The organism is Mesorhizobium sp. C089B, from assembly GCF_030323125.1.
In the GTDB taxonomy this organism is placed as follows: domain Bacteria; phylum Pseudomonadota; class Alphaproteobacteria; order Rhizobiales; family Rhizobiaceae; genus Mesorhizobium.
Window position 1 is genome coordinate 5,328,874 of record NZ_CP100469.1, and the last position, 25,606, is coordinate 5,354,479.

The window sequence follows — 25,606 nt, forward strand, 5'->3', positions numbered from 1 at the left end:
CCACTCTCGTCTAGTCTTACGTCGACGTCACATCCGAGGGGCACATGGCAAAGGCTGAGGCGGTGAAGAAGCGGGCGCCGGTGACAACGCGGCGGCCGCCGGTTGGCGCCTCGCCCGGCACGCTGATCGCCGATCCGGCGGCGCGACGGTCCGAGCTGCGGCTGACGCTGATTTCGCCTGAAAAATTCAAGACCATCAACGATGCCAGCATCGACGATCTCAACACCCATTGCGACAATTGGCCGGTCGTCTGGCTGGACTGCACCGGTCTCGCCAACATCCAGCTGATCGAGGAGATCGGCCGGATCTTCAACCTGCATCCACTGGCTCTGGAAGATGTCGTCAACACCGGCCAGCGGCCGAAGGTCGACTTCTTCGAGGACCACGCCTTCGTCGTCATGCGCATGATCGACGACGTCAAGGTGCATCGCTATGAGCAGATCGCGGTGTTCTTCGGCAAGAAATTCGTCGTCACCTTCCAGGAGCGCGAAGGCGATCCGTTCGACCCCGTGCGCAAGCGCATCGCCGCAGCGTTGCCCAACCGCTTGCGGATGCGCGGCGCCGACTATCTGGCCTATGCGCTCATCGATTCCATCGTCGACAGCTATTTCCCGCCGATTGAGGCCGCTAGCGAGGAGGTCGATGGCATCGAGGACGAGATGCTCAACACGCCTCACAAGCATCAGATGCGCCAGCTGCACGAATTGCGGCGCGACGCCAATGTGCTCAAGGGCGTGCTGTGGCCGATGCGCGACGCGCTGGCGACGCTGATCCGCAACGACGTGCCCTATGTGAAGCCGGAGACGAAAATCTTCTTCAACGACACGCTCGACCACGCATTGCGGCTGATCGAGCTGGTCGAGAACCAGCGTGATATGCTGACCGGCTTGATCGAAATGCATTTGTCGCTGAGCCAGGCGCGTACCAACGACGTCATCTCTTATCTCACCATCGTCTCGGTGATCTTCATGCCGCTAACCTTCCTGGTCGGTATCTGGGGGATGAATTTCGATCCCGAGATCTCGCCGTGGAACATGCCGGAACTGAAAGCCTACTATGGCTACCCGGCTTCGCTGCTGTTCATGCTGGCCGTTGCTGTCGGGCTGATCGTCTTCTTCAAAAGCAAGAAGTGGCTGTAAGGTTTCGGTGTCAAGGGAATCCTGGATACCCGAGCAAAGGGCTGCGACAAGCCGGCTTTATGAATGGGCTGGTGTTTCCGGGGAATTGCCCTATATGCGCCGCAGCATCGCGCCATGTCGCTTTGCTTGCACCGGCCCCTGCTGGACGACATCCCGGCTGAGGGCGACCCGTTTCCTCAAACAGATAAGGAAAAACACGATGTCGATTACTGCCGAGCGCAAACAGGAATTGATGGGTGAATTCGCAACCGCGAAGGGCGATACCGGGTCTCCGGAAGTCCAGGTGGCCATCCTTTCCGAGCGCATCAAGAACCTGACCGACCACTTCAAGGACCACAAGAAGGATAACCATTCCCGCCGTGGTCTGCTCGCTCTCGTCTCCCAGCGCCGCAGCCTGCTTGATTATCTCAAGCGCAAGGATGACGCGCGCTATCAGACGTTGATCGAGAAGCTCGGTCTGCGCCGTTGACGAATTGACCGGCGGGCTTTCGAAGGAGAGCCCGCCGGTCGCGCATTCTGCCAGTCGCACCGATTGGCCAGACCCGGTTTCGAGCGTGCAGAGGCCACTCGAAACCGCCCATGGACGGTCATGGGGCAGGATTGCAGGACGCTCGTGCGCTAACCAGCGCCGAAATCTACCCGAGCTTCCCGTTGTCTTGCCCGTGGCTGCCCGAGAAAGGAAGCCAGGGAAAGGGCATCCGCGCACCGTGAAACGGCGCGGCCCTTTCCGCTTATTAAGGACAAGATATGTTCAACTACCACAAAGTGGAAATCGAATGGGGCGGCCGTCCGCTCATCCTGGAAACCGGCAAGATCGCACGTCAGGCTGACGGCGCGGTGCTTGCGACCTACGGCGAAACCAAGGTTCTCGCCACCGTCGTTTCGATGAAGGAGCCGAAGCCAGGCCTCGATTTCTTCCCGCTGACCGTCAACTACCAGGAAAAGACCTACGCCGCCGGCAAGATCCCCGGCGGCTACTTCAAGCGCGAGGGACGTCCGAGCGAAAAGGAAACGCTGGTTTCCCGCCTGATCGACCGCCCGATCCGCCCGCTCTTCGCCGACGGCTACAAGAACGACACCCAGATCGTCGTCACCGTGGTCCAGCATGACCTCGAGAACGATCCCGACATCCTGTCGATCGTCGCCACCTCGGCCGCTTTGACGCTGTCGGGCGTTCCTTTCATGGGCCCGATCGGTGGTGCGCGCGTCGGCTACATCAACGGCGAATACGTGCTGAACCCGCATGTCGACGAGATGCAGGAATCCAGGCTGGACCTCATTGTCGCCGGCACCGCCGACGCCGTGCTGATGGTCGAGTCCGAAGCCAAGGAACTCGGCGAAGAGCTGATGCTCGGCGCCGTCATGTTCGGCCACAGGGGCTTCCAGCCGGTGATCGACGCCATCATCAAGCTGGCCGAAGTTGCCGCCAAGGAGCCGCGCGATTTCACGGCACCGGACTACTCCGCGCTCGAAGCCGAAATGCTGAAGATCGTCGGCGACGAGCTCAGCAATGCCTACAAGAACGTCGACAAGCAGAAGCGTTACGCCGCCGTCGACGCCGTCAAGGCGAAGGTCAAGGCTGCGTTTGCCCCGGCTGAAGGCGAAGACGCCAAGTACACCTCCGAGCAGATCGGTTCGGTGTTCAAGGAACTCCAGGCCAAGGTCGTGCGCTGGAACATCCTCGACACCGGTTCGCGCATCGATGGCCGTGACCTCAAGACTGTCCGCAAGATCGTCTCGGAAGTCGGCGTCCTGCCGCGCACGCACGGTTCGGCGCTGTTCACCCGCGGCGAGACCCAGGCGCTGGTCGTTGCCACGCTGGGCACCGGCGAGGACGAGCAGTATGTCGATTCGCTGACCGGTATGTACAAGGAGAAGTTCCTCCTTCACTACAACTTCCCTCCCTACTCCGTCGGCGAGACCGGCCGCATGGGTTCGCCGGGCCGCCGCGAAATCGGCCACGGCAAGCTCGCCTGGCGCGCCATCCGTCCGATGCTGCCGAGCGCGGACCAGTTCCCCTACACGCTGCGCGTCGTCTCGGAGATCACCGAGTCCAACGGTTCGTCGTCGATGGCCACCGTCTGCGGCACATCGCTGGCGCTGATGGATGCCGGCGTTCCGCTGGCCAAGCCGGTTGCTGGTATCGCGATGGGCCTGATCAAGGAAGGCGAGCGCTTCGCGGTTCTGTCCGACATCCTGGGTGACGAAGATCACCTCGGCGACATGGACTTCAAGGTTGCCGGTACCGAAGGCGGCATCACCTCGCTGCAGATGGACATCAAGATCGAGGGCATCACCGAGGAGATCATGAAGATCGCGCTGGACCAGGCCAAGGACGGCCGCCAGCATATCCTCAGCGAGATGGCGCATGCTCTGACCGGCGCCCGCCCCGAACTCGGTGAGTTCGCACCGCGCATCGAGGTTATGCACATCCCGACCGACAAGATCCGCGACGTGATCGGCTCCGGCGGCAAGGTTATCCGTGAGATCGTCGAGAAGACCGGCGCAAAGATCAACATCGAGGACGACGGCACGGTCAAGATCGCTTCGTCGAACGCCAAGGAGATCGAGGCGGCCAAGAAGTGGATCCATACCATCGTCGCCGAGCCGGAAGTCGGCGAAATCTACGAAGGCACGGTCGTCAAGACCGCCGACTTCGGCGCTTTCGTCAACTTCTTCGGTCCGCGTGACGGCCTCGTCCACATCTCGCAGCTTGCCAACGACCGGGTCGCCAAGACCTCGGACGTCGTCAAGGAAGGCGACAAGGTCTGGGTCAAGCTGATGGGCTTCGACGAGCGCGGCAAGGTCCGCCTGTCGATGAAGGTCGTCGACCAGGCCACCGGCAAGGAAATCGCCCGCGACAAGAAGGCCGAAGGCGAAGAAAACGCCGCCTGAGTGGTCTGACAATAGAGTTGAACGGGCGCGGCTTATGTCGCGCCCGTTTTCGTTTAATACCCGTCTACGACATGAGAATCGAAGAATGGCCGCTGAGCCGCTGAAGACACTGTTCCATCCCTTCGAGGCCGAGGGGCTCCCTCTGCCGCAAAAGGGCGAGCGTGTGTTGTTCCTGGGTGCGGAGCCCGGCTTCCGCTTGCCGGAAGGCTTCGAGGCAGAGCTCCATCTTGCACAGGGTTTCCGGCCGCATCTCCGAGCGCTGGAGCGTGCCGGTCACAAGGTAACGCCCCGCTCGGAAGGCGATGCATTCGATGCAGCGCTCGTGCTTGCCGGCCGCCATCGTGGGCTAAACGAGATGCGTATTGCCGAGGCGATCGAACGCGTCACGCCGGGCGGTCTGATCATTGTCGCCGGCGGTAAGGACGAAGGCATCGCCAGCCTGCGCAAGCGCATCGACGAGCTTGTCCCCATCGAAGGGCATCTGCCGAAATATCACGGCATCGCCTTCTGGCTTCGCCGTCCGGTCGATCTGGCGCCCGCGGAAAAACTGCGCGTCGCCAATCCTGCCTTGGTCGTAGAGGACCGCTTCCGCACTGCGCCGGGCATGTTCTCCTTCGACCGGATCGACGCCGGCTCGAAACTTCTGGTCGACAACCTGCCCAAAGACCTGCGCGGCAACATTGCTGATTTCTGCGCCGGCTGGGGTTATGTCGCCGCCGAGGTCGCGGCACGTTCATCCGGTATAACGGGGCTCGACCTTTACGAAGCGGATTTCGACGCGCTTGAGGCGGCCAAGGGCAATATCGGCCAGACAGGCTTCGAGCCCGGCTTCTTTTGGACCGATCTGCTGAGCGAGCCGGTCGAGCGGCGCTATGATGCCATCGTCATGAACCCGCCCTTCCATCGCAGCCGGGCGGCCGAGCCGGAAATCGGCGCCGGCATGATCCAGGCGGCGGGCAAGGCGCTGAAGCCGGGCGGGCGGCTGTTCATGGTGGCGAACCGTCAGCTGCCTTACGAACCGGTTCTGAAGGCCGTCTTCTCCAGCCATGCCGAGCTCGCCCGCGACGGCATGTTCAAGGTTTTCTCCGCGCGCCGATAGGACGGTGCCGGTCGCCTCAATGCATGCTGACGATGCGCGCCGGCTCGTGGACGGGAATGGTCGGTCTGATATCGCCAGGCTTGATCTTGAGCGGCGCCGGCCTGCCGAACAGATAGCCCTGCACCATCTCGCAACCAGCTGCTCGCAAAAGCGTCGCCTGGTTCTCGGTCTCGACGCCTTCGGCGATGATGCCGACGCCGAGCGCCCGCGACAGGCCGACGATGGTAGAGACGACGGCGCCCGAATTCGAATCGGTGTCGATGCGGCTGACGAAGGAGCGGTCGATCTTCAGCTTGCCGAAGGCGAAGTCGATCAGGTAGCTGAGATTGGAATAGCCGGTGCCGAAATCGTCGACGGCCACCGAAATGCCCATGTCGGCAAGCTGCTGCAGGATGGTGGCGGCGCGGTCGCGGTCCTGCATCATCGCCGTCTCGGTCACTTCGAGCTCCAGCCGCGACGGCTTGATGCCGGTGCTGGCCATCGTATCGCGCACGATGCCGACGAAATCCTTGGTCATGAACTGGACCGGCGAGATGTTGACGGCAACGAAGCAGTCCTCGGGCAAATGACGGGCATCGCTGCAGGCCTTGTTCAGCACCCAATTGCCGATCGGGTGGATCATGCCGGTCTCTTCGGCGATCGGAATGAATTCCATCGGCGGGATCATGCCGCGTTCCGGGTGCTTCCAGCGGATCAGCGCCTCGTAGCCGACGATACGGCCGGTCGGCAGGTCGAGCTGCGGCTGGTAGTGAAGGTCGAAATCGCCACGGACGAAGGCGATGTGCAGTTCGGATTCGATCCAGTGGCGGTAGTCGGCGACCTGGCCCATGTCGGAATGGAAGACCGACCAGTTGCCCACGCCGCCGGCGCGGGCATTCTGCAGCGCCAGGTTGGAGCGGCGCAGGATGAGGACCGGATCGACGCCATCCTTTGGCATCGCCACGATGCCGACCGACAGGCCGACCGACTGCAGGTGGGAATCGAGCTGGTACGGCTTCAGCATCTCCTCGATCATGGTTTCGACGGTGCTTTCCATGGACCTTTGGAGTTGGTGTTCCCAGACAAGGATAGCGAACTCGCCGGCGCCGATGCGCCCCATCACCGCGCCTTCGGGCATGCAGGCCTTCAACCGCTTGGTGAAGCCGCGGATCAGTTCGTCGCCATGGCTGTAGCCGATGGCGTCGTTGATCTGCTTGAAGCGGTCGATGTCGATGTCGATGAGGAACACCGGCTCACCGGTCCTGATCGTCGCGGACGCCGCGTCGGCAATCCTGCCGACCATCGCCGGCCGCGCAAAAAGCCCGGTCAGCTTGTCAAAATGGGTTTCGTTGAAAACGTAGTCCACCGATTCATCGACGCCGGCGAAGAAGGACAAGGCAGCACCGGCGGCGGCCAGCGCGCATAGCGCCGACGCGATGCCGATCATGGTTTCCGCCTGCATGCCGGCAAAGCCGTCCCCGAAACCATGCCGGAGGCCCCAAAGCCCAAGGATGAAACTGCCAAGGCCCGAACTGGCGACGGTGAGCAGCCGGAACACAGGTGTTCGCTTCGGGTTGCTGACAGCAGGCATTGCTCAGTCCCTGTCGCATGATCCCGAAATCAACTCGACTTTCGGGAAATATCAAGCGCAAATTCATAAAGGCTAAAGCATCCTTTGCGCCCAGCAAGAACGCGCAGAGCCCAAGCCCATAAGACTTCTAGCGGATATCTCCTTAAAATGAGTTTCCGCCGATGCATCTAATTTTACTGGTGAGTTAATCGCGTACGCTGTCGGTCTGCTTCAACTCATCCAGGGTTGGCATCGACACGATGTGATAGCCGGAATCCACATAATGGATTTCGCCGGTGACGCCTGACGAGAGGTCGGACAAAAGATAGAGCGCCGAGCCGCCGACCTCGTCGATGGTCACCGTGCGGCGCAGCGGCGAGTTGCGCTGCTGGTAGGAGTACATGTGGCGGGCGTCCGAGATTCCGGCGCCGGCCAAAGTACGCACCGGTCCCGCCGATATGCCGTTCACCCGGATGCCGCGCGGGCCATAATCGTTGGCGAGATAGCGCACGCTGGCTTCCAGCCCGGCCTTGGCGACGCCCATGACGTTGTAGTTCGGCATGACGCGGACAGAGCCGGCATAGGTCAGCGTGATCATCGCGCCGCCTTCGCTCATCAGCGGGGCGGCATGGCGGGCGACCTCGGTGAAGGAGTAGCAGGAGATGACCATGGTGCGGACGAAATTGTCGCGGCTGGTGTCGGCGTAGAGCCCTTTGAGCTCGTTCTTGTCGGAAAAGCCGATGGCGTGGACGACGAAGTCGAGCCCGCCCCATTCCTTGCCGAGCGTCTCGAAGGTGGCGGCGACCGATGCGCTGTCCTCGACGTCACAGGGCACCACCAGAGACGCGCCAAGCTTCTCGGCAAGCGGCTTGACGCGGCGCCCGAAGGCGTCGCCCTGATAGGTGAAGGCAAGCTCCGCCCCGTGTTCGGACAATTTCCTGGCGATGCCCCAGGCGATCGAATGATCGTTGGCAACGCCCATGACAAGCCCGCGCTTGCCCTTCATCAGTCCGTCCATGGCCGGCAATCCCCCTACAAAAAAACGCTGGCCTTATGCGGAATAGCGCTGGAAAATCAGCGTTGCGTTGGTGCCACCGAAGCCGAACGAGTTGGACAAAACCGTGTCGATCCTGGCGTCGTCGATGCGCTTGCGCACGATCGGCATGCCCTCGAATTCGGGATCGAGGTTTTCGATATGGGCGCTCTCGCCGATGAAGCCGCCTTGCATCATCAGGATCGAGTAGATCGATTCCTGTACGCCGGCGGCACCCAGCGAATGGCCGGTCAGCGACTTGGTCGAGGTGATGAACGGCATCTTCTCGCCGAACACCTCTCGGATGGCGCCCATTTCCCGGGAATCGCCGACCGGCGTCGAGGTGCCGTGGGTGTTGATGTAGTCGACCGGCGTGGACACCGTCGCCAGAGCCTGGCGCATGCAGCGCACCGCGCCTTCGCCCGACGGCGCCACCATGTCGTAACCGTCCGACGTCGCGCCATAGCCGACGATCTCAGCGTAGATCTTGGCGCCGCGCGCCTTGGCGTGTTCGAGCTCCTCCAGGATGAGGACGCCCGCGCCGCCCGCGATGACGAAGCCATCGCGATTGGCGTCATACGCGCGGGAAGCTGTCGGCGCACGATCGTTATACTTCGACGACATCGCGCCCATGGCATCGAACAGGTCCGACATCGTCCAGTCGAGGTCTTCATGGCCGCCGGCAAACATCACATCCTGCTTGCCCCACTGGATCAGTTCGTAGGCGTTGCCGATGCAATGCGCCGAGGTCGAGCAGGCCGACGAGATCGAATAGTTGACGCCGTGGATCTTGAACCAGGTGGCGAGCGTCGCCGACGCGGTCGACGACATCGCCTTCGGCACCGCGAACGGACCGATGCGCTTGGGGCTGTTGTTCTTGAGCGTGGTCTCGGCCGCCTCGACGATGGTGCGGGTCGAGGGGCCGCCCGAGCCCATGACGATGCCGGTGCGCTCATTGGTGATGTCGCTTTCGCCAAGCCCGGCGTCGGCGATCGCCTGATCCATCGCGACATGGTTCCAGGCCGCGCCCTGGCTGAGGAAGCGCATGGCACGCCGGTCGATCATAGGGGTCGGGTCGAGCGTCGGCGCGCCCCAGACCTGGCAGCGGAAGCCGTGTTCGGCGAAGGAATCGGAGAAGCTGATGCCTGATTTGGCATCGTGGAGCGAGGATTGCACCTCGTTGGCGTTGTTGCCGATCGACGATACGATGCCGAGGCCTGTGACGACGACCCTTCTCATTCGCAACTCCTTCCAGCGGATGATCCCGAAACCCTAGTAGGTTTTCGCCGGCGATCATACGCAAAATCAAAATGCCGCAGCGTCGTTGCGCGTCCGGGAACGCCCTGCTGCAGTGGCGCCGGTCAGGCGGCCGATTGCTTGGACAGCCCCACCTTGAGGTCTGTCGCAGCGTATATGGGTTCGCCGTCGGCCTTAAGCCAGCCATCGGCGATACCGAGCACCAGGCGTCCACGCATGACGCGCTTGAAATCGATGCCGTATTCCACCTTCTTGACCGAAGGCGTCACCATGCCCTTGAACTTGACCTCGCCGGTCGACAGCGCCATGCCCTTGCCCGGCTCGCCGAGCCAGCCGAGGTAGAACCCCGTCAATTGCCACATGGCATCGAGGCCCAGGCACCCAGGCATGATCGGATTGCCGATGAAATGGCAGGCGAAGAACCACAGGTCCGGCTTGATGTCGAATTCGGCGCGGATGAAGCCCTTGTCGTGGGCGCCGCCGGTCTCGCTGATCTCGGTGATGCGGTCGAACATCAGCATGGGCGGGTAGGGTAGCTGGGCGTTGCCGGGCCCGAACAGCTCGCCGCGGGCGCAGGCAAGCAATTCCTCATAACCGTAGCTGGATTTCGAACCCGCCATATGTCTCGTCCCCATAATGTCCCGGGCGGTGGGGCGCCCTTGTCGTTGGTTTCCTAACACAATCCCTTTCGGGCCGGAAACCGGCGTTTGCGCTTAACCCGCCCGTCTGCCCGGGTCAATGCGCGCTCTCGCATCGGCCCGAAATCGATTTCGATTCCGGAAAGCACGATGCGACGCCAAAAAAGCGATAGAGCGCACTTAGTGCGTCCAACTGGACGCACGTCGCTCTATTGATCGTATTCCGCCAACAGAATATATGTCGGGAGGTATCCAGTTTCGGTTGATGACGTTTTTTCGCCACTCTGGGCGTGTCTTGAGGCAGAACTGTGGGCTTGGACGGATAGATGGATCTGGGCTGCCGGAAGGAAAATGTCGCTGTGGACAAGCGGGTTCGCGAAGCCGGCCTCAGGCCGACACGCCAACGCATTGCGCTGGCCGATCTGCTGTTTGCCAAGGGCGACCGCCACCTTTCGGCCGAGGAACTGCATGAAGAGGCGGTCGCCGCCGGCGTGCCGGTCTCGCTCGCCACCGTCTACAACGCGCTTCACCAGTTCACCCAGGCCGGCCTGCTGCGCATCCTGGCGGTCGAGGGGTCCAAGACCTATTTCGACACCAACACCTCCGATCACCATCATTTTTACATCGAAGGCGAAAACAGGATCTTCGATATAGAAAGCGGTCCGGTGACCGTCTCCAACCTGCCGGAGCCACCCGCAGGCATGGAGATCGCCAATGTCGACATCGTGGTGAGGCTGCGCCCGAAGCGCAACGTTTAAGCCCCACCCCATGAAGCCTGTCGATTTTGCAATCCGGCTCGAATGGGTTGCGGTCGCGCTCGTGGCTATAGTCGCCTATGCCGCGTCAGGCGTTTCCTGGTGGCTGTTCGCCCTGCTTATTCTGGCGCCCGACCTGTCGATGCTGGGCTATCTCGCCGGGGCACGGATCGGCGCTGTCGCTTACAACGCGTTGCACATCCTGTTCGTCCCGCTGTTGCTGGCCCTCACCGGATATGTTCTGGCCAATTCGACGGCGACCGCGATTGGTCTGATCTGGATCATCCACATCGCCGTCGACCGCGCGCTCGGCTACGGTCTCAAACTGTCGACCGGTTTTCAGGACACCCATCTCGGCCGTATCGGCCGTTAGGCCTCCAGAATCTCAATTCTTGACGTGCTCGCCGGGATAGGCGCCCCACACCTGCGACTGGGCGATCCAGCCGGTGTGGCCGTCGAAGGTCATTTCGCACCACTGGCCATCGCAGGTTTTGATCGTGCCCGTAACGCCCGGCTCGATGATGGCGATGACGCTGGCGTCCTTATCGGCATCGTCGAGCAGATTGATTCGGCCACCTTTGGTGCGTTGCCAAGGGGCGACGATCGCGGTCCGGCGGCCCGACAGCAGCGACTGGTTGATCCAACCCTCCGAGCCATCGGCATCGCGCACCCGCCGCCAGGTATCGAATTCCTGGATGATTTCCATCGGCAGGCCGGCCTTTGTGTACATCCAGTCGACGGAATAGTTGGCGCCGGGGCCAACGCGCGAGTTGACGCGAGCCGATTTCAGGCTGACGAAACGCGGCAGCGGCAGGCCGCTCGGCCCGAGCGTGACCGTCTGCACAGGTGCGGCGGCACCTTGCGCCGCGGCTTGCGGGGAATGCAGGAGAGCGCCGAGAAGCGCTGCGCTGAGGATCAGGCGAAGCGACGCGAAACCAGACACTTTCATTCCTTTCGGCGCGTGCCCTTTGGCCCGGGCGCCCCTTTTTCTTTGTCTTCGGCGGCACCGCTTGTTACAGGAGTGGCAGGCACCGCGACCGGTATTCAGTTTCGCCTGTCTTGGTTAAAGAGGTCTCAACGAGATCGGGTTCGAGGAAACAATGGCAGGCAAAAAACGGCCTCTCGTCGTCATCACGCGCAAGCTGCCCGATCCGGTCGAGACCCGCATGCGCGAACTCTTCGACGCCAGGCTGAATGTCGAGGACCGCCCGATGACGCAGCCGGAGCTGGTCGCGGCGATCAAGGAAGCCGATGTGCTGGTGCCGACCATCACCGACCAGATCGATGCGGCGCTGATTGCCCAGGCCGGCGACAATCTCAAGCTGATCGCCAATTTCGGCAATGGCGTCGACAAGATCGACGTGGCGGCGGCGGCCAGGACAGGCATCACCGTCACCAACACGCCGAACGTGCTGACCGAAGATACGGCCGACATGACCATGGCGCTGATGCTGGCCGGCCCGCGGCGGCTGGTCGAAGGCGCCAATGTGCTGACCAGCGACAAGAAATGGGCCGGTTGGTCGCCGACCTGGATGCTCGGCCGGCGCATCTGGGGCAAGCGCCTCGGTATCGTCGGCATGGGCCGCATCGGCACTGCGGTTGCGAGGCGCGCAAAGGCTTTCGGCCTGTCGATCCACTACCATAACCGCCATCGCGTGCTGCCGGCGGTCGAGGAAGGGCTGGAGGCGACCTATTGGGAAAGCCTCGACCAGATGCTTGCCCGCATGGACATCATCTCGGTCAATTGCCCGTCGACGCCGGCGACCTTTCATCTGCTTTCGGCGCGGCGCCTGGCTCTGCTTCAGCCCACCGCCTATGTGGTCAACACCGCGCGCGGCGACATTATCGACGAGGAAGCGCTGGTCAAGCTTATCCAGGACGGCAAGATCGCCGGGGCCGGGCTCGACGTCTACGAGCACGAACCGGCGCTGAACTCGAAACTGCTGAAGCTTGCCGCCAAGAACAAGGTCGTGCTTTTGCCGCATATGGGCTCGGCGACGATCGAGGGCCGCATCGACATGGGCGAGAAGGTGATCATCAACATCCGCGCCTTCTTCGACGGCCACCGGCCGCCGGACCGCGTGCTGCCGCTACGGACTTGAAGCGGGCCGCGTTCAGGATGCGGTTGTGAGGGCGCCATCCGCCGCGACACTCACACGCTTGCCGCAATAGGCCTCAAAAGCGTCGCGCTCGAGCCTGAGCGCTACCGGCGTCGGCCAGCCCATTTCCCTGGCCACGATCAAGCCAAGCAGCAGGATCGCGTCCGGCTCGTGCAGCACGAGTGCCGTCGGCGCATGGCCATTGTGGACGAGTTCCATCAGCACGGCTGACGCTGAGGACGAGCCGATCGTGCCGGGCAGGAACAGCACACGCCCGGAAATGGTCTCGCCATGATGCGGGTGACGGACATCGGCGATGCGGCCGCTCTTCGGATCGACGCCACCCCAGAAGCTGATTGGCGCGGTCAGCACCAAGGCCAGCCCTTCGCCTCCGCTGCCCGGCACCAGTATGTCGGCTGCAGCATTCATGCGGCGATGTCCGTAAACCTGGGCTTACCGGCAACCGCGCTTTCCACGCAGTCGGCCAGCGAGCCGTAAAGCACGGCGTAACCGGTATTGCCCGGCGCGTAGTGCGCGAATTTTCCCGAATTGGTCATCAGCACGCCGCCGGCCAGATCCGGCAGGATCGGCGTCACCACCACGCAGGTGTCGGCGACGATGATGACGCCGCTGGCTTCGAGCATCTTGCGCTTGCCGTTCTGCCCCAGCCTGGTGAGCACGTGGCGGCCGGTGCAGGCGTAAATCGGCACGCTGAGCCGCCGCCTGCCAATCAGCCGCTCAAGTGCATCGAATTCGGCCAAGGACAGGTGCGGACTGCCGATCGCCACGGCATCGATGGCGGTCTGCGTGGCTGCGGTGGACAGGCCGGCGCGGGCCTTCATGGCCATCTCCGGCGTTACGCGGATCATCGTTTCCGGCCTGCCGCCCACCAGGATGGTCTCGGCGTCGGGCGCCTCGGGCGTCACGCCGGCAATGTGGAACAGGCCGACGGCGCCCGACGATGCCGCAGCCGCGCCGAAGGCCTTCAGCGCATCCTCGCCGGGATGGCTGAATATGCCGGTGACGACGCCGATCGCATTGCCGACCTCACGGCCGTAGAGGTTGCCCAGCACCGGCCAGGCGATCTCGGAGCCAAGGAACGAGGCGGATAGGCCGGACACATCGAACAACAGCCGTGCCTGCCGGTTCTCGGGGCGATGCAGGCCGTAATCCGGCGCGCGGCCCGATATGGCGCAGGCGATGTCGAGGAAGTCGCCATAGCGGTTGGTGCGTGCCCCCAGAACCGAATTGCAGAACACCACCGCGTTGGATTCACCCCAGGCGACATCGCTGCCAAGCGCCGGCCTGTGGCCGGCCTGATAGGGCGCGCAGGTCCAGCTCTGCTCGCAGCCCAGTTTGCGGTAGGCCTCCATCATTCGTCGCGCCATGCCGCGCGCCGGCTCTTCGAGGCGCACGCGCGAGCAGCCCATCAGGTCGAGCGCGCCGACATTGAGCGTCGAGCGCACCGCGACCCTGGCGCCGCTATCGACCAGCCTTTCGGCAAACAGCGTGCCGGAATCGCCGTGATAGAGCGCGCCGTCTATATGCGTCGAGGCGATCGGGATAAGTCGCGGCGCGCCGAGCAGCGCAGCGCTTTCGGCAACGATGCGCATCGCCATCGCCGCCCCGTCATGGCCGGAGGCGACTGTCTGCTCCTGTGAGCTGAGTGCAAGGCTCACGCCAACTCCTTGCGCAAGGTGATCGAGGTCGGCCGGTCATAGCCGTCATGCGCGGTGCGTTCAGTCTCGCGAAAGCCGAGACCGGCAAAGGTTGCATGATTTACGGTCAGTTCGATTCGCGTCTGCAGTTCGATGGCCGGTTTGTTCCGGCTGCGGGCGAGAAATTCGACAGCCTGCATCAGCCGCCTGCCGATGCCTTGCCCTTGAAGCTCAGGTTCGACGGCGAGCTTGCCGATGTAGAAATCATCGGCTCTCTCCAGCGCGAAAACGCAGCCGGCGATCCTGTCATCCTGCAGGGCCAGCAACACGGTCTCTCGGCCAGCCTTGTCCCTGAGGTTTCCGGCGTTCAGCAGATGTGCCGAGGAGGGCGGGTCGATGACGCCGTCCATCGGTGCAAAGGCGCGCATGATCAGGCTGAGCAGTTCGTCCCAGCGCTCGAAATCGGAGGCAAGCTGCGTAACAAGGACGCTGGTGGACTGATCCATAAGCTCAGTTTCTCTTGTAACGGATCGTGTCGAAGCGCGCCGACAGTGCATCGTAGAGCAGCAGCCGGCCGACCAGTGGTTCGCCGATACCGGTGATCAGCTTGATGGCTTCCATTGCCTGCAAGGTGCCGATGACGCCGGTCAGCGCACCGACGACCCCGGCCACCGCGCAGGACGGCACCAGTCCTTCCGGCGGCGCTTCAGGAAAGAGGTCGCGATATCCAGGGTTCGGTCTGCCGTCGGCGCCGGTCCCGAACGGCATCAACACCGTCACCGAGCCGTCGAAGCGGCCGACGGCGGCATGCACGAGCGGCCGCTTTTCCGCCGCGCAGGCATCCGCCACCACATAGCGCGTCTCGAAATTGTCGGAGCCGTCGACGACCACGTCGTAGCGCGCGACGAGAACGGCAGCATTGTCGGCCGTCAGCCTGAAATCGTGCAATTCCACCGCGACATGGGGATTGATCCGGGCGATCGCTGCTTTGGCGCTCTCGGTCTTCGCCGCGCCGACAGTATCGGTGGCGTGGATCACTTGCCGCTGCAGATTGGACAGCGAGACAATGTCGTCATCAACGATGCCAAGTGTGCCGACGCCCGCGGCAGCGAGATATTCCAGCACCGGTGCGCCGAGGCCGCCGGCGCCGATCACCAGCACCCGTGCGCGCTTCAGCCGCTGCTGGCCGGCGCCGCCGATCTCGGGCAGCACGATGTGGCGGGCATAGCGTTCGAGTTCTTCGTCGGTGAGGGCGGCAGGGGTCATTGCCCGACCATATAGCGGAGCAAAAACCTTGTCAGGTCTCTTCGGTTGGCCCAACCGTGCCGTGGTCGACGGTGAGGAACTGCGCGCGTCCCCTCAGGCTGGAAAACAGCGCGGCGTCGGTTCCGGTCATGAAGGCCTGGCAGTTCAGCTCCTCCAGGATCGAGAACAGCGCGGCGCGCCGGCCGGCATCGAGATGCGCGGCAATCTCGTCGAGCAACAGGATCGGCGTCATCGCCGACATCTCGCCGGTCAGCCTTGCGTGCGACAACACGATGCCGACCAGCAGCGCCTTCTGCTCTCCGGTCGAGCAGAGTTCGGCCGGCATCGCCTTGGGGCGGTGGCGCACCAGCAGATCCGAACGGTGCGGGCCGTCGAGCGTGCGTCCGGCGGCGCGGTCGCGCTCGCGGCCGTCGGCAAGGGCGTCGCGATAGCGTTGCTCGACATCCACAGCGGGTGCTGAGGCGACATGGCTTTCAAGGTCGCCGAAGAGGCTGATGTCGGCTTGCGGAAACGGCCCGCTGGACGGCAACCTGTCGATCATGGCGGCCAGCAGGCGCACCAGCTCGGCGCGCGCCGCGGCAATCGCCACGCCGGTTTCGACCATTTGCATCTCGATGGCGTCGAACCATGCGCCGTCTCGCGAACCTTCCGTAAGCAATCGGTTACGTCCGCGCATCGCCTTCTCATAGTCGAGCGCGCGCTGGCCGTGGCCGGGATCGATCGCAAGCACCAGCCTGTCGACAAAGCGCCGCCGGTCCGCGGCAGGCCCCGGGAACAGGCCGTCCATGGCCGGCGTCAGCCAGACCACGCGCAGCCATTCCAGCATGGCGTCGGCCGACCGTGCCGGCGCGCCATTGATGCGCACCTTGCGACCGCCCTCGCCGGCCGCTTCACCCCCGGTGATGCCGGTGCCGATCTCGACCTGCCCCTCCGGCCCGTCGAGCCTTGCGTGCAGCGCAAAGCCGCCATCGCCGCCTTCGCGGGCCACGTCGACATAGGGCGCCCGGCGCAGGCCGCGGCCAGGCGTCAGCAGCGAGATGGCTTCCAGGAGATTGGTCTTGCCGGCGCCATTGTCGCCGGAAAACACCACCGCGCCGGGTGAAAAGCCGATCGACAACGCCGCATAATTGCGGAAATTCGTAAGTGTGAGCTTACTTATGTGATTTTGTTCCGGCAACCGCTATCCGCCTATAGAAGTCGCCGCAATCACTATGCTGCAGTGTGCCGCAGTGCGGCTACACCCGCATCGGCATCAGCACGTAGAGCGCGGTCTCATCGGCCATGTCGTGGATCAGCGTCGGCGAGCCGGCATCGGCCAGCATGAACTTGGCTTCCGTGCCGGTGAGTTGAGCAGCGACGTCGAGCAGATATTTGGCGTTGAAGCCAATCTCGATCGGGTCGGACGAATAGTCGGCCGCCAGTTCCTCGGTGGCGCTGCCCGAATCCGGATTGTTGACGGCAAGCGTCACCTGGCCTTCGGTGATCGAAAGCTTCACCGCGCGGCCGCGCTCGGAGGAAATGGTCGAGACGCGATCGACGGCGGCGGCGAAGCTCTGGCGGTCGATGATCAGCTTCTTGTCGTTGCCGGTCGGAATGACGCGCTGGTAGTCCGGGAAAGTGCCGTCGATCAGCTTCGAGGTCAGAACCACGCTGCCGATGGTGAAGCGGATCTTGGTGTCGGACAATTCGGTGGTCACCGCGACATCGGGATCGTCGACCAGCTTCTGCAATTCGCTGACCGTCTTGCGCGGAATGATGATGCCCGGCATGCCTTCGGACCCGGCCGGAGCGTCGATCTCGGCGCGCGCCAGGCGGTGACCGTCGGTCGCCACCGAACGCAGCTTCAGCTTGCCGCCAGTTTCATGCGTGTGCAGGTAGATGCCGTTGAGATAGTAGCGCGTCTCTTCGGTGGAGATGGCGAACTGGGTCTTTTCGATCAGGCCTCTCAGGGCGACGGAATCGAGCCGGAAGATGTGTGAGAAGGACCCCGCCGAAAGCTCCGGGAAATCGGACTGCGGCAGGCACTGCAGGCGAAAGCTCGAGCGGCCCGACGTCACCGTCATGGCGTTGCCGTCCTCATCGGTCTTCAGCATCACTTCGGCGCCGTCGGCCAGCTTGCGCACGATGTCGTAGAGGAGGTGCGCCGGAACCGTCGTCGCCCCGCCGCGCTCGACCTTTGCCGGCGTCGCTTCGGTCACTTCGAGGTCGAGGTCGGTGGCTTTCATTTCAAGGCTGGCGCCCTCGGCGCTGAGCAGCACGTTCGACAGGATCGGTATGGTATTGCGCCGCTCGACCACGCGATGAACGTGGTTGAGCGACTTCAGGAGATTGGACCGTTCCAGGATAACACGCATGACGAAACAGGCTCGCTTGAATGAATGGACGGGTCACCAGTGGGCGGCGCCCCGCGAAAGGTCTGAACAGGCTCAGAATCTATGCAAACTGACAGGAAAAAGCCAGCAAACGCAAGTCCGGGCCACCGGTTCGCGCCGGTTAAGCGGGCTTTCTGGGGATAAAGCGGACGTTGGCCGGCAACCGATGCATGTCGCCGAAAACTGCGCAGCGGTTTTGGGACAACGACATGCATCAAAACAAGAAAATTTAAAGCGCGACGACCGAATACTCTAACCCGGCGCGCTCCGTTTGCCGCGCCGATCAGGCTTGGTCGTTGATCAGCCTGCGCAACAGTTCCAGTTCCTGCGCCAGCGTGTTGTCGACGCCGGAAAGGTCCTCGATCTTGCGCACCGCATGCAGCACCGTGGTGTGGTCGCGCCCGCCGAACCGCCGGCCGATCTCCGGCAGCGAGCGCGGCGTCAATACCTTCGACAGGTACATGGCGACCTGCCTGGGCTTCACGATGGTGCGCGTGCGCCGGTTGGACAGCAACTCGGTCTTCGACACATTGTAGTGGCGCGCCACGATGCGCTGGATGTCCTCGATGCGCACCCGCTTCGGCTCGCCAGAGCGATAGATGTGCCCCAGGATCTCGTCGATGCGGTCGATGGTGATCGCCGGCTCGAACGACTGACGAAACAGCAGTTGGTTGAACGCGCCCTCCAGCTCACGACCGCTGCCGGTCACCGTGCGGGCGACATGGTTGAGGATCTCCTCCGAAATATTGAGCGATGCATCGTCAACCTTGGCGGTGGCAAGCCGAAGTTTGAGCATGCCGATGCGCATGGCGAAGTCCGGCGCCGACATTTCCAGCGCGACACCGCCATTGAGGCGCGAGCGCACCCGCGGTTCCAGCGATTCCAGTTCCGACGGCGGCCTGTCGGCGGCAACCACCACTTGCTTGGCGCTGTCGAGCAGCATGTTGATGAGATGGCAGAATTCGTGCTGGATCGACTTGCCCTGCAGGAACTGCATGTCGTCGATGATCAAGAGGTCGATGTCGCGCAGCTGTTCCTTCAGCGTCAGCGCATTGTTGTCGCGGATCGCGGTGGCGAAGCGCCACATGAAATATTCGGCCGTCAGATAGACGACGCGCGATTTCGGGTTCTGTTTCAGGGATTCGGCCGCAATCGCCTGCAAAAGGTGCGTCTTGCCGAGCCCGACGGTTGCATGAAGGAACAGCGGGTTGAAGCGCACCGCGCTCGACTGCGATTCCGCCACGGCTTTGGCTGCGGCGAAAGCCACCCGGTTCGACGGGCCTTCGATGAAGGAGCCGAACGTGTAGCGCGGGTCGAGCGGCGACCCCAGCACATTGTGCCGGAATTCGCTCTCGATCGGCGTGCCGGGACGAGGGGCGGGCGCCCGCTCCATCCTGCCGGGGCCGACCGTGCCGGCCGCCAATGCGGTCTGCGTATGCTTGGTCATCTTGCGCGCCGGCACGACCTCGGGTTCGACGCCATTGCGGGCCGGACGGGTCGCGGTGCGCACGACCATCTCAATCTTGAGGATTTCGGGATCCTCGTGCTTCCACAGATCGGCGATGAGATCGAGATAATGGCCATTGATCCACGAGCGCAGGAAGGCCGTGGGCACCGAGATGCGTACAATGCCCCGGGAAGCCTCAGCCACCTTCATACGGCCGAACCAGCTCGAATAGACCTCGGTTCCCAGGCGCGCCTTCAATTGGGCCTTGACCCGGTCGAACTTCTGTTCCGCGTCGTTGGAAGCCGCCATATCGTGCGCTCCGACCAATGTTCCGGGAAATGGCAGGTCGCCCGTAAGCTCCCGCTCGATGCCGCTCTGCATGATTGTGCGTCCCTTTTCCTTTGTACCTTTTTTCCGCCGGGAGTGCGCCTCCTGCACCCATGTTTCCGGCGACCGTATCTTCGCTACAACACCACCGCCGCCGCCGGCGGATGACGTTGCCTCGTCAGAATGGGATCGGTCCCGGCTGCTTAAGGCCAGTCCGTCTGACATGTTCGGGCAAAGCGGTGCTACCCGGCGAAAACGCCGGTGCGCCATCAAGCTGCCATGTACAATTACGCCAGTCCCCTATCGTATCGAAAAGGCAAGCCATACCCGTTCGCGGAATTGATCCACGTCATGAATTCTGCCACTGTTAGCTGGCCGATTCAGGCTGGGTTAAGGGCTAATGGCCCGTCCCTTTCGATAGATCGACATTACCGAAATCGCTGTGGATAGGGCAAGGCCACCTCTAACGGATTTTTAAGGAATCTGGTTAGTGAACAACGGTTCGGGCTCCGTGCTGGAAGCGCATATTTTGACAAAGCCATTGGGATTCAAACCCTTTTGCCGCGAATATGAAAATGGCTGTGCGGTTTGAAATTTTCTGAAATAATTCGCTTGACACCAACTTGCTGCCTATCGCCCACAGGCGATGTGAACAAGCTGTGGATCACTTCCAGCAAGTCGTTGAAAAATATCAGCAATTTGTGACAGCCAAATTTATTGGCGTGGGCCGTTTCGGCGGATTGGAATATCAGTGGGAGTGTATGTGCCGGCAAAGCATTCCAGACTCTGGAATGCGGCTCGGGCGTGCTTTGCGGCCGTTCTTTTTAAGTGCTTGCCGGCAAACGAAAAAACCCGGCGCGATTGGCCGGGTTTGAAAGAACGACAGTTCAGGAACGGTCAATCAGGCCGACAGCACCTTGAGGCGGTGAGCCAGACGCGACACCTTGCGCGATGCCGTATTCTTATGGATCACGCCCTTGGTCGCGGCGCGCATCAATTCCGGCTCTGCGGTCTTGAAGGCTTCCAGCGCGGCTGCCTTGTCGCCGGCAGCCAGTGCCTCTTCGACCTGGCGGACATATGTACGCACGCGCGAGCGGCGGTTCTTGTTGATCGCTGCGCGGCGGGCGATCTTGCGCGTTGCCTTTTTGGCCGAGGAGGTATTGGCCATGATGCCTCTCTTCTGATCTGGTGGGCGCATGCGGGATGCCGCAGGGCGCAAAAAACAAACGGGCAGCCAACGGCCGCCTCGGTTGGAGCGGCTTATAGTTCAGCTTTTCCGGCGCGTCAACGCCGCTTTGGCTTCTTTTTGGTCCTCGCCGCCGCCACTCTAGCGATTGGTGAAATTCGGCTTCCGCTTCTCGGCAAAGGCTGCCATCCCTTCCTTCTGGTCGTCGAGCGCAAACAGCGAGTGGAACAGCCGGCGTTCGAAGCGCAGTCCCTCCGCCAGCGTCGTCTCGTAGGCGCGGTTGACTGCCTCCTTGGCCATCATCACCGATGGCAGTGAAAACTCTGATATCCTGGCCGCGGCCTTCATCGCCTCCTCGATCAACTCGCCGGCCGGCACGACGCGCGAGGCCAGGCCGCTGCGCTCGGCTTCGGCGGCATCCATCATCCGACCGGTCAGGCACATGTCCATGGCCTTCGACTTGCCGACAAAGCGGGTCAGCCGTTGCGAGCCGCCCATGCCGGGAATGACGCCAAGCGTGATTTCGGGTTGGCCGAACTTGGCCGTGTCGGCGGCAATGATGAAATCGCACATCATCGCCAGTTCGCAGCCGCCGCCCAGCGCATAGCCCGCGACAGCGGCGATCATCGGCTTGCGCGCACGGGTAAACTCTTCCCAGCCGACGAAGAAATCCTGCACATAGGCCTCCGCGTAGGTGACGGCCTGCATTTCCTTGATGTCGGCGCCCGCCGCAAAAGCCTTCTCGGAACCGGTGATGACCATGGCGCCGATGCCGGGATCGGCGTCGAACCCCTTTGCCGCCGTCAGCAAATCCGCCAGCACCTGCGCGTTCAGCGCGTTGAGCGCCTTAGGCCGGTTCAACGTGATCAGGCCGACCTTGCCGCGCGTCTCGACGATGATGGTTTCATAGCTCATGGGCTGGCCTCCTGGTTGCGGCACTGAAGGACCGTCTAGCTTACCGCTGGCAGGTCCGGCAATAAAAGGTCGAGCGGCCGCTTTGCACGATGCGCTCGATGTGGCCGGGACAGCCGGGCGTCGGACAGGGCTCGCCTTCGCGATCGTAGACCGCGAAGGAATGCTGGAAATAGCCCAGCGACCCGTCTGTGTGCACATAGTCGCGCAGCGAAGACCCGCCGGCGGCGATCGCATCGGCGATCACCGAACGGATTGCCTCGGCCAGTCGTTCGCTCTGTTCCTTGGCCTTCTTGCTGGTCCCGGCGATGGTGCCTGCCTCGCGCAATGGCGAAAGGCCGGCGCGCCACAGCGCTTCCGACACATAGATATTGCCGAGCCCGGCAATCAGCTTCTGGTCGAGCAGCGCCGCCTTCAACGGCGATCTGCGGCCCTTCAGCAGAGAGGCGAGCAGGGCGCCTTCCAGCGCATTGCCGGTCGGCTCGACGCCCAGTCCCGCCAGCATCGGATGCGCGTCGGCCAGGCCTTCCGCAAACAGCATGAAGCCGAAGCGACGCGGGTCGTTGAAGACCACGCGAGACTGGACGCCGACAGGCGACACGACATGGAACACCACATGGTCGTGCTTGGCATTCTTCGAGCGCTCTTGATGGAACGTGCCGGGCGTCTCTTTGTCATCAGCGGCCTCGATGCGGAACGAGCCCGACATGCCGAGATGGCAGATCAGCACCGGGCCATCGTCCAGGTGTATGGTGAGATATTTGGCGCGGCGGCCAAGCGCGATGACGGTCTTGCCGGTCAGCCGCTGCGCAAATCTCGCCGGAAACGGAAATCTGAGATCGGGCCGGCGCGCCTCGACGCGCACGATCCGCGCGCATTCCAGAACCGGCTGCAGGCCGCGCCGGACGGTTTCGACCTCGGGCAGTTCAGGCATGGCCGCCTATCGCCGCATGGAAGGAAGCGCCGTGGCGGCCGCGCGCCAGCTTGAGGTGTTCGGCGACCGTCTCGCCGATATCGGCGAAGGTGGTCCTGAGCCCGATGTCGCCGCCCGTGAGACCCGGTGCGGTGCCGATGACCGGGACGCGTTCGCGCGTGTGGTCGGTGCCACGCCATGTCGGATCGTTGCCATGGTCGGCGGTGAGGATGAGCAGATCGCCCGGCTTCAGCTTTGCCAGTGCCTCGGGCAGCCGGCGGTCGAAGGCTTCGAGCGCCGCAGCATAGCCGGCGACGTCGCGGCGATGGCCGAACTCGGTGTCGAAGTCGACGAAATTGGCGAACACCAGGTCGCCGTCGCCGGCATCGTCCATCGCGCCCAGCGCCTTGTCGAACATTGCCATGTTGCCGGGCGCCTTGCGTACTTCCGAGATACCGCGGTGGGCGAAGATGTCGCCGATCTTGCCGACCGCGATCACCCGGCTGCCGCGCCCGGTCAAGCGGTCGAGCAGCGTCGGCTCAGGCGGCGGCACGGCGTAGTCATGGCGGTTGTAGGTGCGCTCGAAGGTGGCTGATGTTTCGCCCAGGAAAGGCCGTGCGATCACCCGTCCGATCTTCAGCGGATCGACCAGCCGGCGTACCGTCTTGCAGAACTCGTAGAGCCGCTCAAGGCCGAAATGAACTTCGTGCGCTGCTATCTGCAGGACGGAATCGACCGAGGTGTAGCAGATCGGCTGGCCGGTGCGGATATGCTCCTCGCCGAAGCGCTCGATGATCTCCGTGCCGGGCGCATGGCAGTTGCCGAGAATGCCCGGCACCTTACCCTCGCGGATCATCGCTTCGGTCAGTTCGGCAGGGAAGGCGGGCACCTTATCGGGGAAATAGCCCCAGTCGAACCGCACGGGCAGCCCGGCGATTTCCCAGTGACCCGACGGCGTATCCTTGCCGCTCGAAATCTCCTGCGCGGCGCCGTGGAAAGCGGAGGCTGAAACGGCGGCTTTGCTGTCGAATTGGAAGCCGGTTGCGGTTTCTGCTGCGCGGCCGAGACCGAGCGAAACCATGGTGGGCACCTTCAGCGGTCCCTCGCGCAGGCCCTCGCGATCGGCGCGGGCTTCCGCGCAGGCCAGCGCGATATGTCCGAACGTGTTCGAGCCGGCGTCGCCATAGCGTTCGGCATCGGCGGCGCCGCCAATGCCGAAAGAATCGAGAACGAAGAGGAAAGCGCGTGACATAGGTGCCGTCATTGCCAGTCTGGTTGACCAGACATAAGGTCCCGTCGCGGCATTGGCAAATCGTAAACCAGGCGGCAACGGCCTGACGCGATGGTCGCGAAGTCGGGCAGGCGTGGTGTACGCATCCTTGAGACATGCAATGCGCTTCAAGGAACGGTGTGCGGGGCATGGATCGATGAGACGGGCTGACCTCGGTTGGAGTGCACTGGCGACCACCGTAGCACTGCTGGCCTCGCAGCTCGCCGCGCACGCCGACTGGCGCGACCAGATCGGCGCGTTTCGGATCGGCATCGTTGCCGAGCCGGGCGCCGGCAACACGGTTCCGGGTCTGGCCATGCTGACTGACGCCTACGGCAGGGCGCTCGGCATGAAGGTGGAATTCGTCGTCGCGCATGACTATGCGGCGCTGATAGAGGCGCAGGCCAATGGCCGGATTCAATACGCGGTCTATTCGGCGACCGCCTACGCCACCGCCTCGGAGCGCTGCGGCTGCGTCGAACCTCTTGTGGCGCCGGTCGATGCCGACGGTGCCACGGGCATCCGCTCCGTGCTTTTGACGCGCGACGGCAGGCTTTCCGATCTCGCGGCCCTGGAAACGCACCGCATCGCCATGGCGCCGTCCGGCAATGTCGGCGGTTCGCTTCTACCGCTCGCCGGGCTGGCGGCCGACGGCATCAAGATCAGCCAGGATGCGCCATTCCTCGTTCATGCCGGCTCGGCTGCCGCCGCAGAAGCGATGCTGGCCGATGGCCAGGCCGATGCCGTATTCGGCTGGGAGCGGGCCACGGCGGAAAACCGGACGGCGATTGCTGGCGATCAGCCGGCTGATCCGGACGGCACGGCGGCGCGGCTGGAGGCGGCGGGGATTCCAGAAGCCGCGCTCCAGATCATCTGGACTTCCGGCGTGCTCAGGTACGGCCCTCACGCCGTACGCAGCGATCTCGACCCCGAAGCCAAACGCCGACTGACCGTCTTCCTCACCAATCTCAGATCGCAGTCGCCGGAAGTCTACGATTTCGTGGAATCGAGACATTCGGGAGGGTTCACGCTCGCCGCTGCGAGTGACTATGCGATGGCCGCTTCCATCGTGCGCCTGGTGTCAGCCAGCACCGACAGCAGCGCGCAATGAACCCGGGTTGAATGGGTAGAACTGCTTCAGCAATCGCTGCAGGGGATCGACGTGGCCCGGCGCGGCCTGAGATAGTAGGTTTCGCTCATCGTTATCTTGCCTTTGTTGAAGGCCGAGATAAATCCGAGCGGCTTTTCGGAGCCTTCCGACCAGGAGATGATCGGTTGGTATGCTAGAGTGGTTTTGACACGAATGAGGAAAGTCCCCGCAACATTGAGCGTCGCCGGAACGGTGGTGGAAGTTGTCGGGTTGGAGTCGCGGCCAGTCTTCCCATCCAGCACGCTCCAGGACCACGCCACCTTTGCTTGCGGTATCGGATTGTTCGGGTCGGTTCTGATGTCGATTGCCGTAATGGAGATATTGGCGACCGAGCGGTTGTAAGGCTGAAGGCTGGAGTTGCCGATCTTCATGATGTCGGTGAGATCTGCGTTGACCACCGACGTTTGCTGCGTGACGAGGTCGGCAACCATGGAGCTGATGCGGCTGACCTTCTTGCTGGCCTCGATGGCTTGCGAGGCCTCCATGGTAATGAAATACATGATCAGCAAGACAGGCACGATGAGGGCAAACTCGACGGCCGCTATGCCGCGCCGATCGGAAAAAAACCGCGCCGCTCTCTTCCAGACAACCGACATCCCCGGATGTGCCCCCGCACGAAACATGCACTTTTCCTTTTGCTT

The 25,606-nt window shown here is 62.9% G+C and carries 27 protein-coding genes; 10 read left to right on the forward strand and 17 right to left on the reverse strand.

Annotation, left to right across the window (positions count from 1 at the left end):
* The first annotated feature begins 44 nt into the window (after positions 1-44).
* From corA to NLY44_RS26235, 4 genes are all read left to right on the forward strand, one after another.
* Positions 45-1,139: a magnesium/cobalt transporter CorA gene (gene corA / locus NLY44_RS26220; protein ID WP_023738181.1), complete on the forward strand. Its 1,095-nt coding sequence runs from the start codon at positions 45-47 to the stop codon at positions 1,137-1,139.
* Between the two features lie 94 nt (positions 1,140-1,233).
* Positions 1,234-1,608 carry a 30S ribosomal protein S15 gene (rpsO, locus tag NLY44_RS26225; protein WP_280790898.1) on the forward strand — a complete coding sequence of 125 codons (375 nt, stop codon included), beginning with the start codon at positions 1,234-1,236 and terminating at the stop codon, positions 1,606-1,608.
* Positions 1,609-1,886: 278 nt separating this feature from the next.
* Positions 1,887-4,034 (forward strand): polyribonucleotide nucleotidyltransferase, encoded by a 2,148-nt coding sequence (gene pnp, locus NLY44_RS26230; RefSeq protein ID WP_023682005.1) that lies wholly within the window; start codon positions 1,887-1,889, stop codon positions 4,032-4,034.
* A gap of 85 nt (positions 4,035-4,119) precedes the next feature.
* Positions 4,120-5,133, forward strand: coding sequence for a class I SAM-dependent methyltransferase (locus tag NLY44_RS26235; RefSeq protein ID WP_023715304.1), 1,014 nt, complete (start codon positions 4,120-4,122; stop codon positions 5,131-5,133).
* A gap of 16 nt (positions 5,134-5,149) precedes the next feature.
* Here NLY44_RS26235 and NLY44_RS26240 read toward each other — a convergent pair whose 3' ends face one another.
* The 4 genes from NLY44_RS26240 to fabA all read right to left on the reverse strand — a co-directional run bounded on the left by NLY44_RS26240 (position 5,150) and on the right by fabA (position 9,592).
* Positions 5,150-6,703: a putative bifunctional diguanylate cyclase/phosphodiesterase gene (locus NLY44_RS26240; protein WP_023669563.1), complete on the reverse strand. Its 1,554-nt coding sequence runs from the start codon at positions 6,701-6,703 to the stop codon at positions 5,150-5,152.
* Positions 6,704-6,887: 184 nt separating this feature from the next.
* Positions 6,888-7,700, reverse strand: coding sequence for an enoyl-ACP reductase FabI (fabI, locus tag NLY44_RS26245; RefSeq protein ID WP_023669564.1), 813 nt, complete (start codon positions 7,698-7,700; stop codon positions 6,888-6,890).
* 33 nt (positions 7,701-7,733) lie between these two features.
* The gene (gene fabB, locus NLY44_RS26250) at positions 7,734-8,954 is read right to left on the reverse strand and encodes a beta-ketoacyl-ACP synthase I (RefSeq protein WP_023699465.1); all 1,221 of its coding nucleotides are present in this window, start codon (positions 8,952-8,954) and stop codon (positions 7,734-7,736) included.
* A 122-nt stretch (positions 8,955-9,076) separates the two neighbouring features.
* Positions 9,077-9,592, reverse strand: coding sequence for a 3-hydroxyacyl-[acyl-carrier-protein] dehydratase FabA (gene fabA, locus NLY44_RS26255; RefSeq protein WP_023669566.1), 516 nt, complete (start codon positions 9,590-9,592; stop codon positions 9,077-9,079).
* A gap of 344 nt (positions 9,593-9,936) precedes the next feature.
* Between fabA and irrA the strand changes: the two genes are divergently transcribed.
* Positions 9,937-10,368, forward strand: a complete 432-nt coding sequence (gene irrA / locus NLY44_RS26260; RefSeq protein ID WP_023699466.1) for an iron response transcriptional regulator IrrA — start codon at positions 9,937-9,939, stop codon at positions 10,366-10,368.
* A gap of 10 nt (positions 10,369-10,378) precedes the next feature.
* Positions 10,379-10,738 (forward strand): DUF4260 domain-containing protein, encoded by a 360-nt coding sequence (locus tag NLY44_RS26265; protein WP_023699467.1) that lies wholly within the window; start codon positions 10,379-10,381, stop codon positions 10,736-10,738.
* Between the two features lie 12 nt (positions 10,739-10,750).
* Here NLY44_RS26265 and NLY44_RS26270 read toward each other — a convergent pair whose 3' ends face one another.
* Positions 10,751-11,308, reverse strand: a complete 558-nt coding sequence (locus NLY44_RS26270) for an SH3 domain-containing protein (protein ID WP_023669569.1) — start codon at positions 11,306-11,308, stop codon at positions 10,751-10,753.
* Positions 11,309-11,465: 157 nt separating this feature from the next.
* Between NLY44_RS26270 and NLY44_RS26275 the strand changes: the two genes are divergently transcribed.
* On the forward strand, positions 11,466-12,467 hold the full coding sequence (locus NLY44_RS26275) for a 2-hydroxyacid dehydrogenase (RefSeq protein WP_023699469.1): 1,002 nt from the start codon (positions 11,466-11,468) through the stop codon (positions 12,465-12,467).
* Between the two features lie 12 nt (positions 12,468-12,479).
* Here NLY44_RS26275 and NLY44_RS26280 read toward each other — a convergent pair whose 3' ends face one another.
* Genes NLY44_RS26280 through dnaN form a run of 6 tightly spaced genes read right to left on the reverse strand, consistent with a single transcriptional unit; the run spans position 12,480 to position 17,742 of the window.
* Positions 12,480-12,893, reverse strand: coding sequence for an aconitase X swivel domain-containing protein (locus NLY44_RS26280; protein ID WP_023806294.1), 414 nt, complete (start codon positions 12,891-12,893; stop codon positions 12,480-12,482).
* Positions 12,890-14,143, reverse strand: coding sequence for an aconitase X (locus tag NLY44_RS26285; protein WP_023806293.1), 1,254 nt, complete (start codon positions 14,141-14,143; stop codon positions 12,890-12,892). Before NLY44_RS26285 ends, NLY44_RS26280 begins: the two co-directional genes overlap by 4 nt.
* Complete coding sequence (locus NLY44_RS26290) at positions 14,140-14,628, reverse strand: GNAT family N-acetyltransferase (RefSeq protein WP_023699472.1); 489 nt, start codon at positions 14,626-14,628, stop codon at positions 14,140-14,142. Before NLY44_RS26290 ends, NLY44_RS26285 begins: the two co-directional genes overlap by 4 nt.
* A gap of 4 nt (positions 14,629-14,632) precedes the next feature.
* On the reverse strand, positions 14,633-15,388 hold the full coding sequence (locus NLY44_RS26295) for a molybdopterin-synthase adenylyltransferase MoeB (RefSeq protein ID WP_023740762.1): 756 nt from the start codon (positions 15,386-15,388) through the stop codon (positions 14,633-14,635).
* Positions 15,389-15,419: 31 nt separating this feature from the next.
* Entirely contained in the window at positions 15,420-16,565 is a 1,146-nt protein-coding gene (gene recF / locus NLY44_RS26300; RefSeq protein WP_023806292.1) for a DNA replication/repair protein RecF, read from the reverse strand.
* Positions 16,566-16,623: 58 nt separating this feature from the next.
* Positions 16,624-17,742: a DNA polymerase III subunit beta gene (gene dnaN / locus NLY44_RS26305; RefSeq protein WP_023669575.1), complete on the reverse strand. Its 1,119-nt coding sequence runs from the start codon at positions 17,740-17,742 to the stop codon at positions 16,624-16,626.
* On the opposite strand from dnaN, the gene NLY44_RS26310 reads away from it, so the two are divergent.
* Complete coding sequence (locus NLY44_RS26310; RefSeq protein ID WP_155922476.1) at positions 17,741-18,016, forward strand: hypothetical protein; 276 nt, start codon at positions 17,741-17,743, stop codon at positions 18,014-18,016. The genes dnaN and NLY44_RS26310 overlap by 2 nt on opposite strands.
* A gap of 27 nt (positions 18,017-18,043) precedes the next feature.
* Here NLY44_RS26310 and dnaA read toward each other — a convergent pair whose 3' ends face one another.
* Entirely contained in the window at positions 18,044-19,588 is a 1,545-nt protein-coding gene (dnaA, locus tag NLY44_RS26315) for a chromosomal replication initiator protein DnaA (protein WP_031204276.1), read from the reverse strand.
* 605 nt (positions 19,589-20,193) lie between these two features.
* Between dnaA and NLY44_RS26320 the strand changes: the two genes are divergently transcribed.
* A complete protein-coding gene (locus NLY44_RS26320) occupies positions 20,194-20,409 on the forward strand; it encodes a hypothetical protein (protein WP_156940638.1) in 216 nt (71 codons plus the stop codon).
* Between the two features lie 26 nt (positions 20,410-20,435).
* Here NLY44_RS26320 and rpsT read toward each other — a convergent pair whose 3' ends face one another.
* From rpsT to NLY44_RS26340, 4 genes are all read right to left on the reverse strand, one after another.
* On the reverse strand, positions 20,436-20,702 hold the full coding sequence (gene rpsT / locus NLY44_RS26325; RefSeq protein ID WP_023681995.1) for a 30S ribosomal protein S20: 267 nt from the start codon (positions 20,700-20,702) through the stop codon (positions 20,436-20,438).
* 159 nt (positions 20,703-20,861) lie between these two features.
* Positions 20,862-21,635 carry an enoyl-CoA hydratase gene (locus NLY44_RS26330; RefSeq protein ID WP_023681994.1) on the reverse strand — a complete coding sequence of 258 codons (774 nt, stop codon included), beginning with the start codon at positions 21,633-21,635 and terminating at the stop codon, positions 20,862-20,864.
* 40 nt (positions 21,636-21,675) lie between these two features.
* Complete coding sequence (mutM, locus tag NLY44_RS26335) at positions 21,676-22,566, reverse strand: bifunctional DNA-formamidopyrimidine glycosylase/DNA-(apurinic or apyrimidinic site) lyase (RefSeq protein WP_023732433.1); 891 nt, start codon at positions 22,564-22,566, stop codon at positions 21,676-21,678.
* Complete coding sequence (locus NLY44_RS26340; RefSeq protein WP_023806291.1) at positions 22,559-23,797, reverse strand: phosphopentomutase; 1,239 nt, start codon at positions 23,795-23,797, stop codon at positions 22,559-22,561. The genes mutM and NLY44_RS26340 overlap by 8 nt, the downstream gene beginning before the upstream one ends.
* A gap of 175 nt (positions 23,798-23,972) precedes the next feature.
* Between NLY44_RS26340 and NLY44_RS26345 the strand changes: the two genes are divergently transcribed.
* The gene (locus tag NLY44_RS26345; protein WP_023806290.1) at positions 23,973-24,926 is read left to right on the forward strand and encodes a PhnD/SsuA/transferrin family substrate-binding protein; all 954 of its coding nucleotides are present in this window, start codon (positions 23,973-23,975) and stop codon (positions 24,924-24,926) included.
* A 26-nt stretch (positions 24,927-24,952) separates the two neighbouring features.
* Here the strand turns inward: NLY44_RS26345 and NLY44_RS26350 are convergent, their stop codons facing one another.
* Positions 24,953-25,588 carry a TadE/TadG family type IV pilus assembly protein gene (locus NLY44_RS26350; protein ID WP_023699476.1) on the reverse strand — a complete coding sequence of 212 codons (636 nt, stop codon included), beginning with the start codon at positions 25,586-25,588 and terminating at the stop codon, positions 24,953-24,955.
* Between the last annotated feature and the right edge of the window lie 18 nt (positions 25,589-25,606).

What these genes read in the sequence shown, in the direction of transcription:
- corA (WP_023738181.1), top strand. Translation starts at nt 45, where the DNA reads ATGGCAAAGGCTGAGGCGGTGAAGAAGCGGGCGCCGGTGACAACGCGG.
- rpsO (WP_280790898.1), top strand. Translation starts at nt 1,234, where the DNA reads ATGCGCCGCAGCATCGCGCCATGTCGCTTTGCTTGCACCGGCCCCTGC.
- pnp (WP_023682005.1), top strand. Translation starts at nt 1,887, where the DNA reads ATGTTCAACTACCACAAAGTGGAAATCGAATGGGGCGGCCGTCCGCTC.
- NLY44_RS26235 (WP_023715304.1), top strand. Translation starts at nt 4,120, where the DNA reads ATGGCCGCTGAGCCGCTGAAGACACTGTTCCATCCCTTCGAGGCCGAG.
- NLY44_RS26240 (WP_023669563.1), bottom strand. Translation starts at nt 6,703, where the DNA reads ATGCCTGCTGTCAGCAACCCGAAGCGAACACCTGTGTTCCGGCTGCTC.
- fabI (WP_023669564.1), bottom strand. Translation starts at nt 7,700, where the DNA reads ATGGACGGACTGATGAAGGGCAAGCGCGGGCTTGTCATGGGCGTTGCC.
- fabB (WP_023699465.1), bottom strand. Translation starts at nt 8,954, where the DNA reads ATGAGAAGGGTCGTCGTCACAGGCCTCGGCATCGTATCGTCGATCGGC.
- fabA (WP_023669566.1), bottom strand. Translation starts at nt 9,592, where the DNA reads ATGGCGGGTTCGAAATCCAGCTACGGTTATGAGGAATTGCTTGCCTGC.
- irrA (WP_023699466.1), top strand. Translation starts at nt 9,937, where the DNA reads ATGGATCTGGGCTGCCGGAAGGAAAATGTCGCTGTGGACAAGCGGGTT.
- NLY44_RS26265 (WP_023699467.1), top strand. Translation starts at nt 10,379, where the DNA reads ATGAAGCCTGTCGATTTTGCAATCCGGCTCGAATGGGTTGCGGTCGCG.
- NLY44_RS26275 (WP_023699469.1), top strand. Translation starts at nt 11,466, where the DNA reads ATGGCAGGCAAAAAACGGCCTCTCGTCGTCATCACGCGCAAGCTGCCC.
- NLY44_RS26280 (WP_023806294.1), bottom strand. Translation starts at nt 12,893, where the DNA reads ATGAATGCTGCAGCCGACATACTGGTGCCGGGCAGCGGAGGCGAAGGG.
- NLY44_RS26290 (WP_023699472.1), bottom strand. Translation starts at nt 14,628, where the DNA reads ATGGATCAGTCCACCAGCGTCCTTGTTACGCAGCTTGCCTCCGATTTC.
- NLY44_RS26295 (WP_023740762.1), bottom strand. Translation starts at nt 15,388, where the DNA reads ATGACCCCTGCCGCCCTCACCGACGAAGAACTCGAACGCTATGCCCGC.
- NLY44_RS26310 (WP_155922476.1), top strand. Translation starts at nt 17,741, where the DNA reads ATGACGAAACAGGCTCGCTTGAATGAATGGACGGGTCACCAGTGGGCG.
- dnaN (WP_023669575.1), bottom strand. Translation starts at nt 17,742, where the DNA reads ATGCGTGTTATCCTGGAACGGTCCAATCTCCTGAAGTCGCTCAACCAC.
- dnaA (WP_031204276.1), bottom strand. Translation starts at nt 19,588, where the DNA reads ATGCAGAGCGGCATCGAGCGGGAGCTTACGGGCGACCTGCCATTTCCC.
- rpsT (WP_023681995.1), bottom strand. Translation starts at nt 20,702, where the DNA reads ATGGCCAATACCTCCTCGGCCAAAAAGGCAACGCGCAAGATCGCCCGC.
- NLY44_RS26330 (WP_023681994.1), bottom strand. Translation starts at nt 21,635, where the DNA reads ATGAGCTATGAAACCATCATCGTCGAGACGCGCGGCAAGGTCGGCCTG.
- mutM (WP_023732433.1), bottom strand. Translation starts at nt 22,566, where the DNA reads ATGCCTGAACTGCCCGAGGTCGAAACCGTCCGGCGCGGCCTGCAGCCG.
- NLY44_RS26340 (WP_023806291.1), bottom strand. Translation starts at nt 23,797, where the DNA reads ATGTCACGCGCTTTCCTCTTCGTTCTCGATTCTTTCGGCATTGGCGGC.
- NLY44_RS26345 (WP_023806290.1), top strand. Translation starts at nt 23,973, where the DNA reads ATGAGACGGGCTGACCTCGGTTGGAGTGCACTGGCGACCACCGTAGCA.
- NLY44_RS26350 (WP_023699476.1), bottom strand. Translation starts at nt 25,588, where the DNA reads ATGTTTCGTGCGGGGGCACATCCGGGGATGTCGGTTGTCTGGAAGAGA.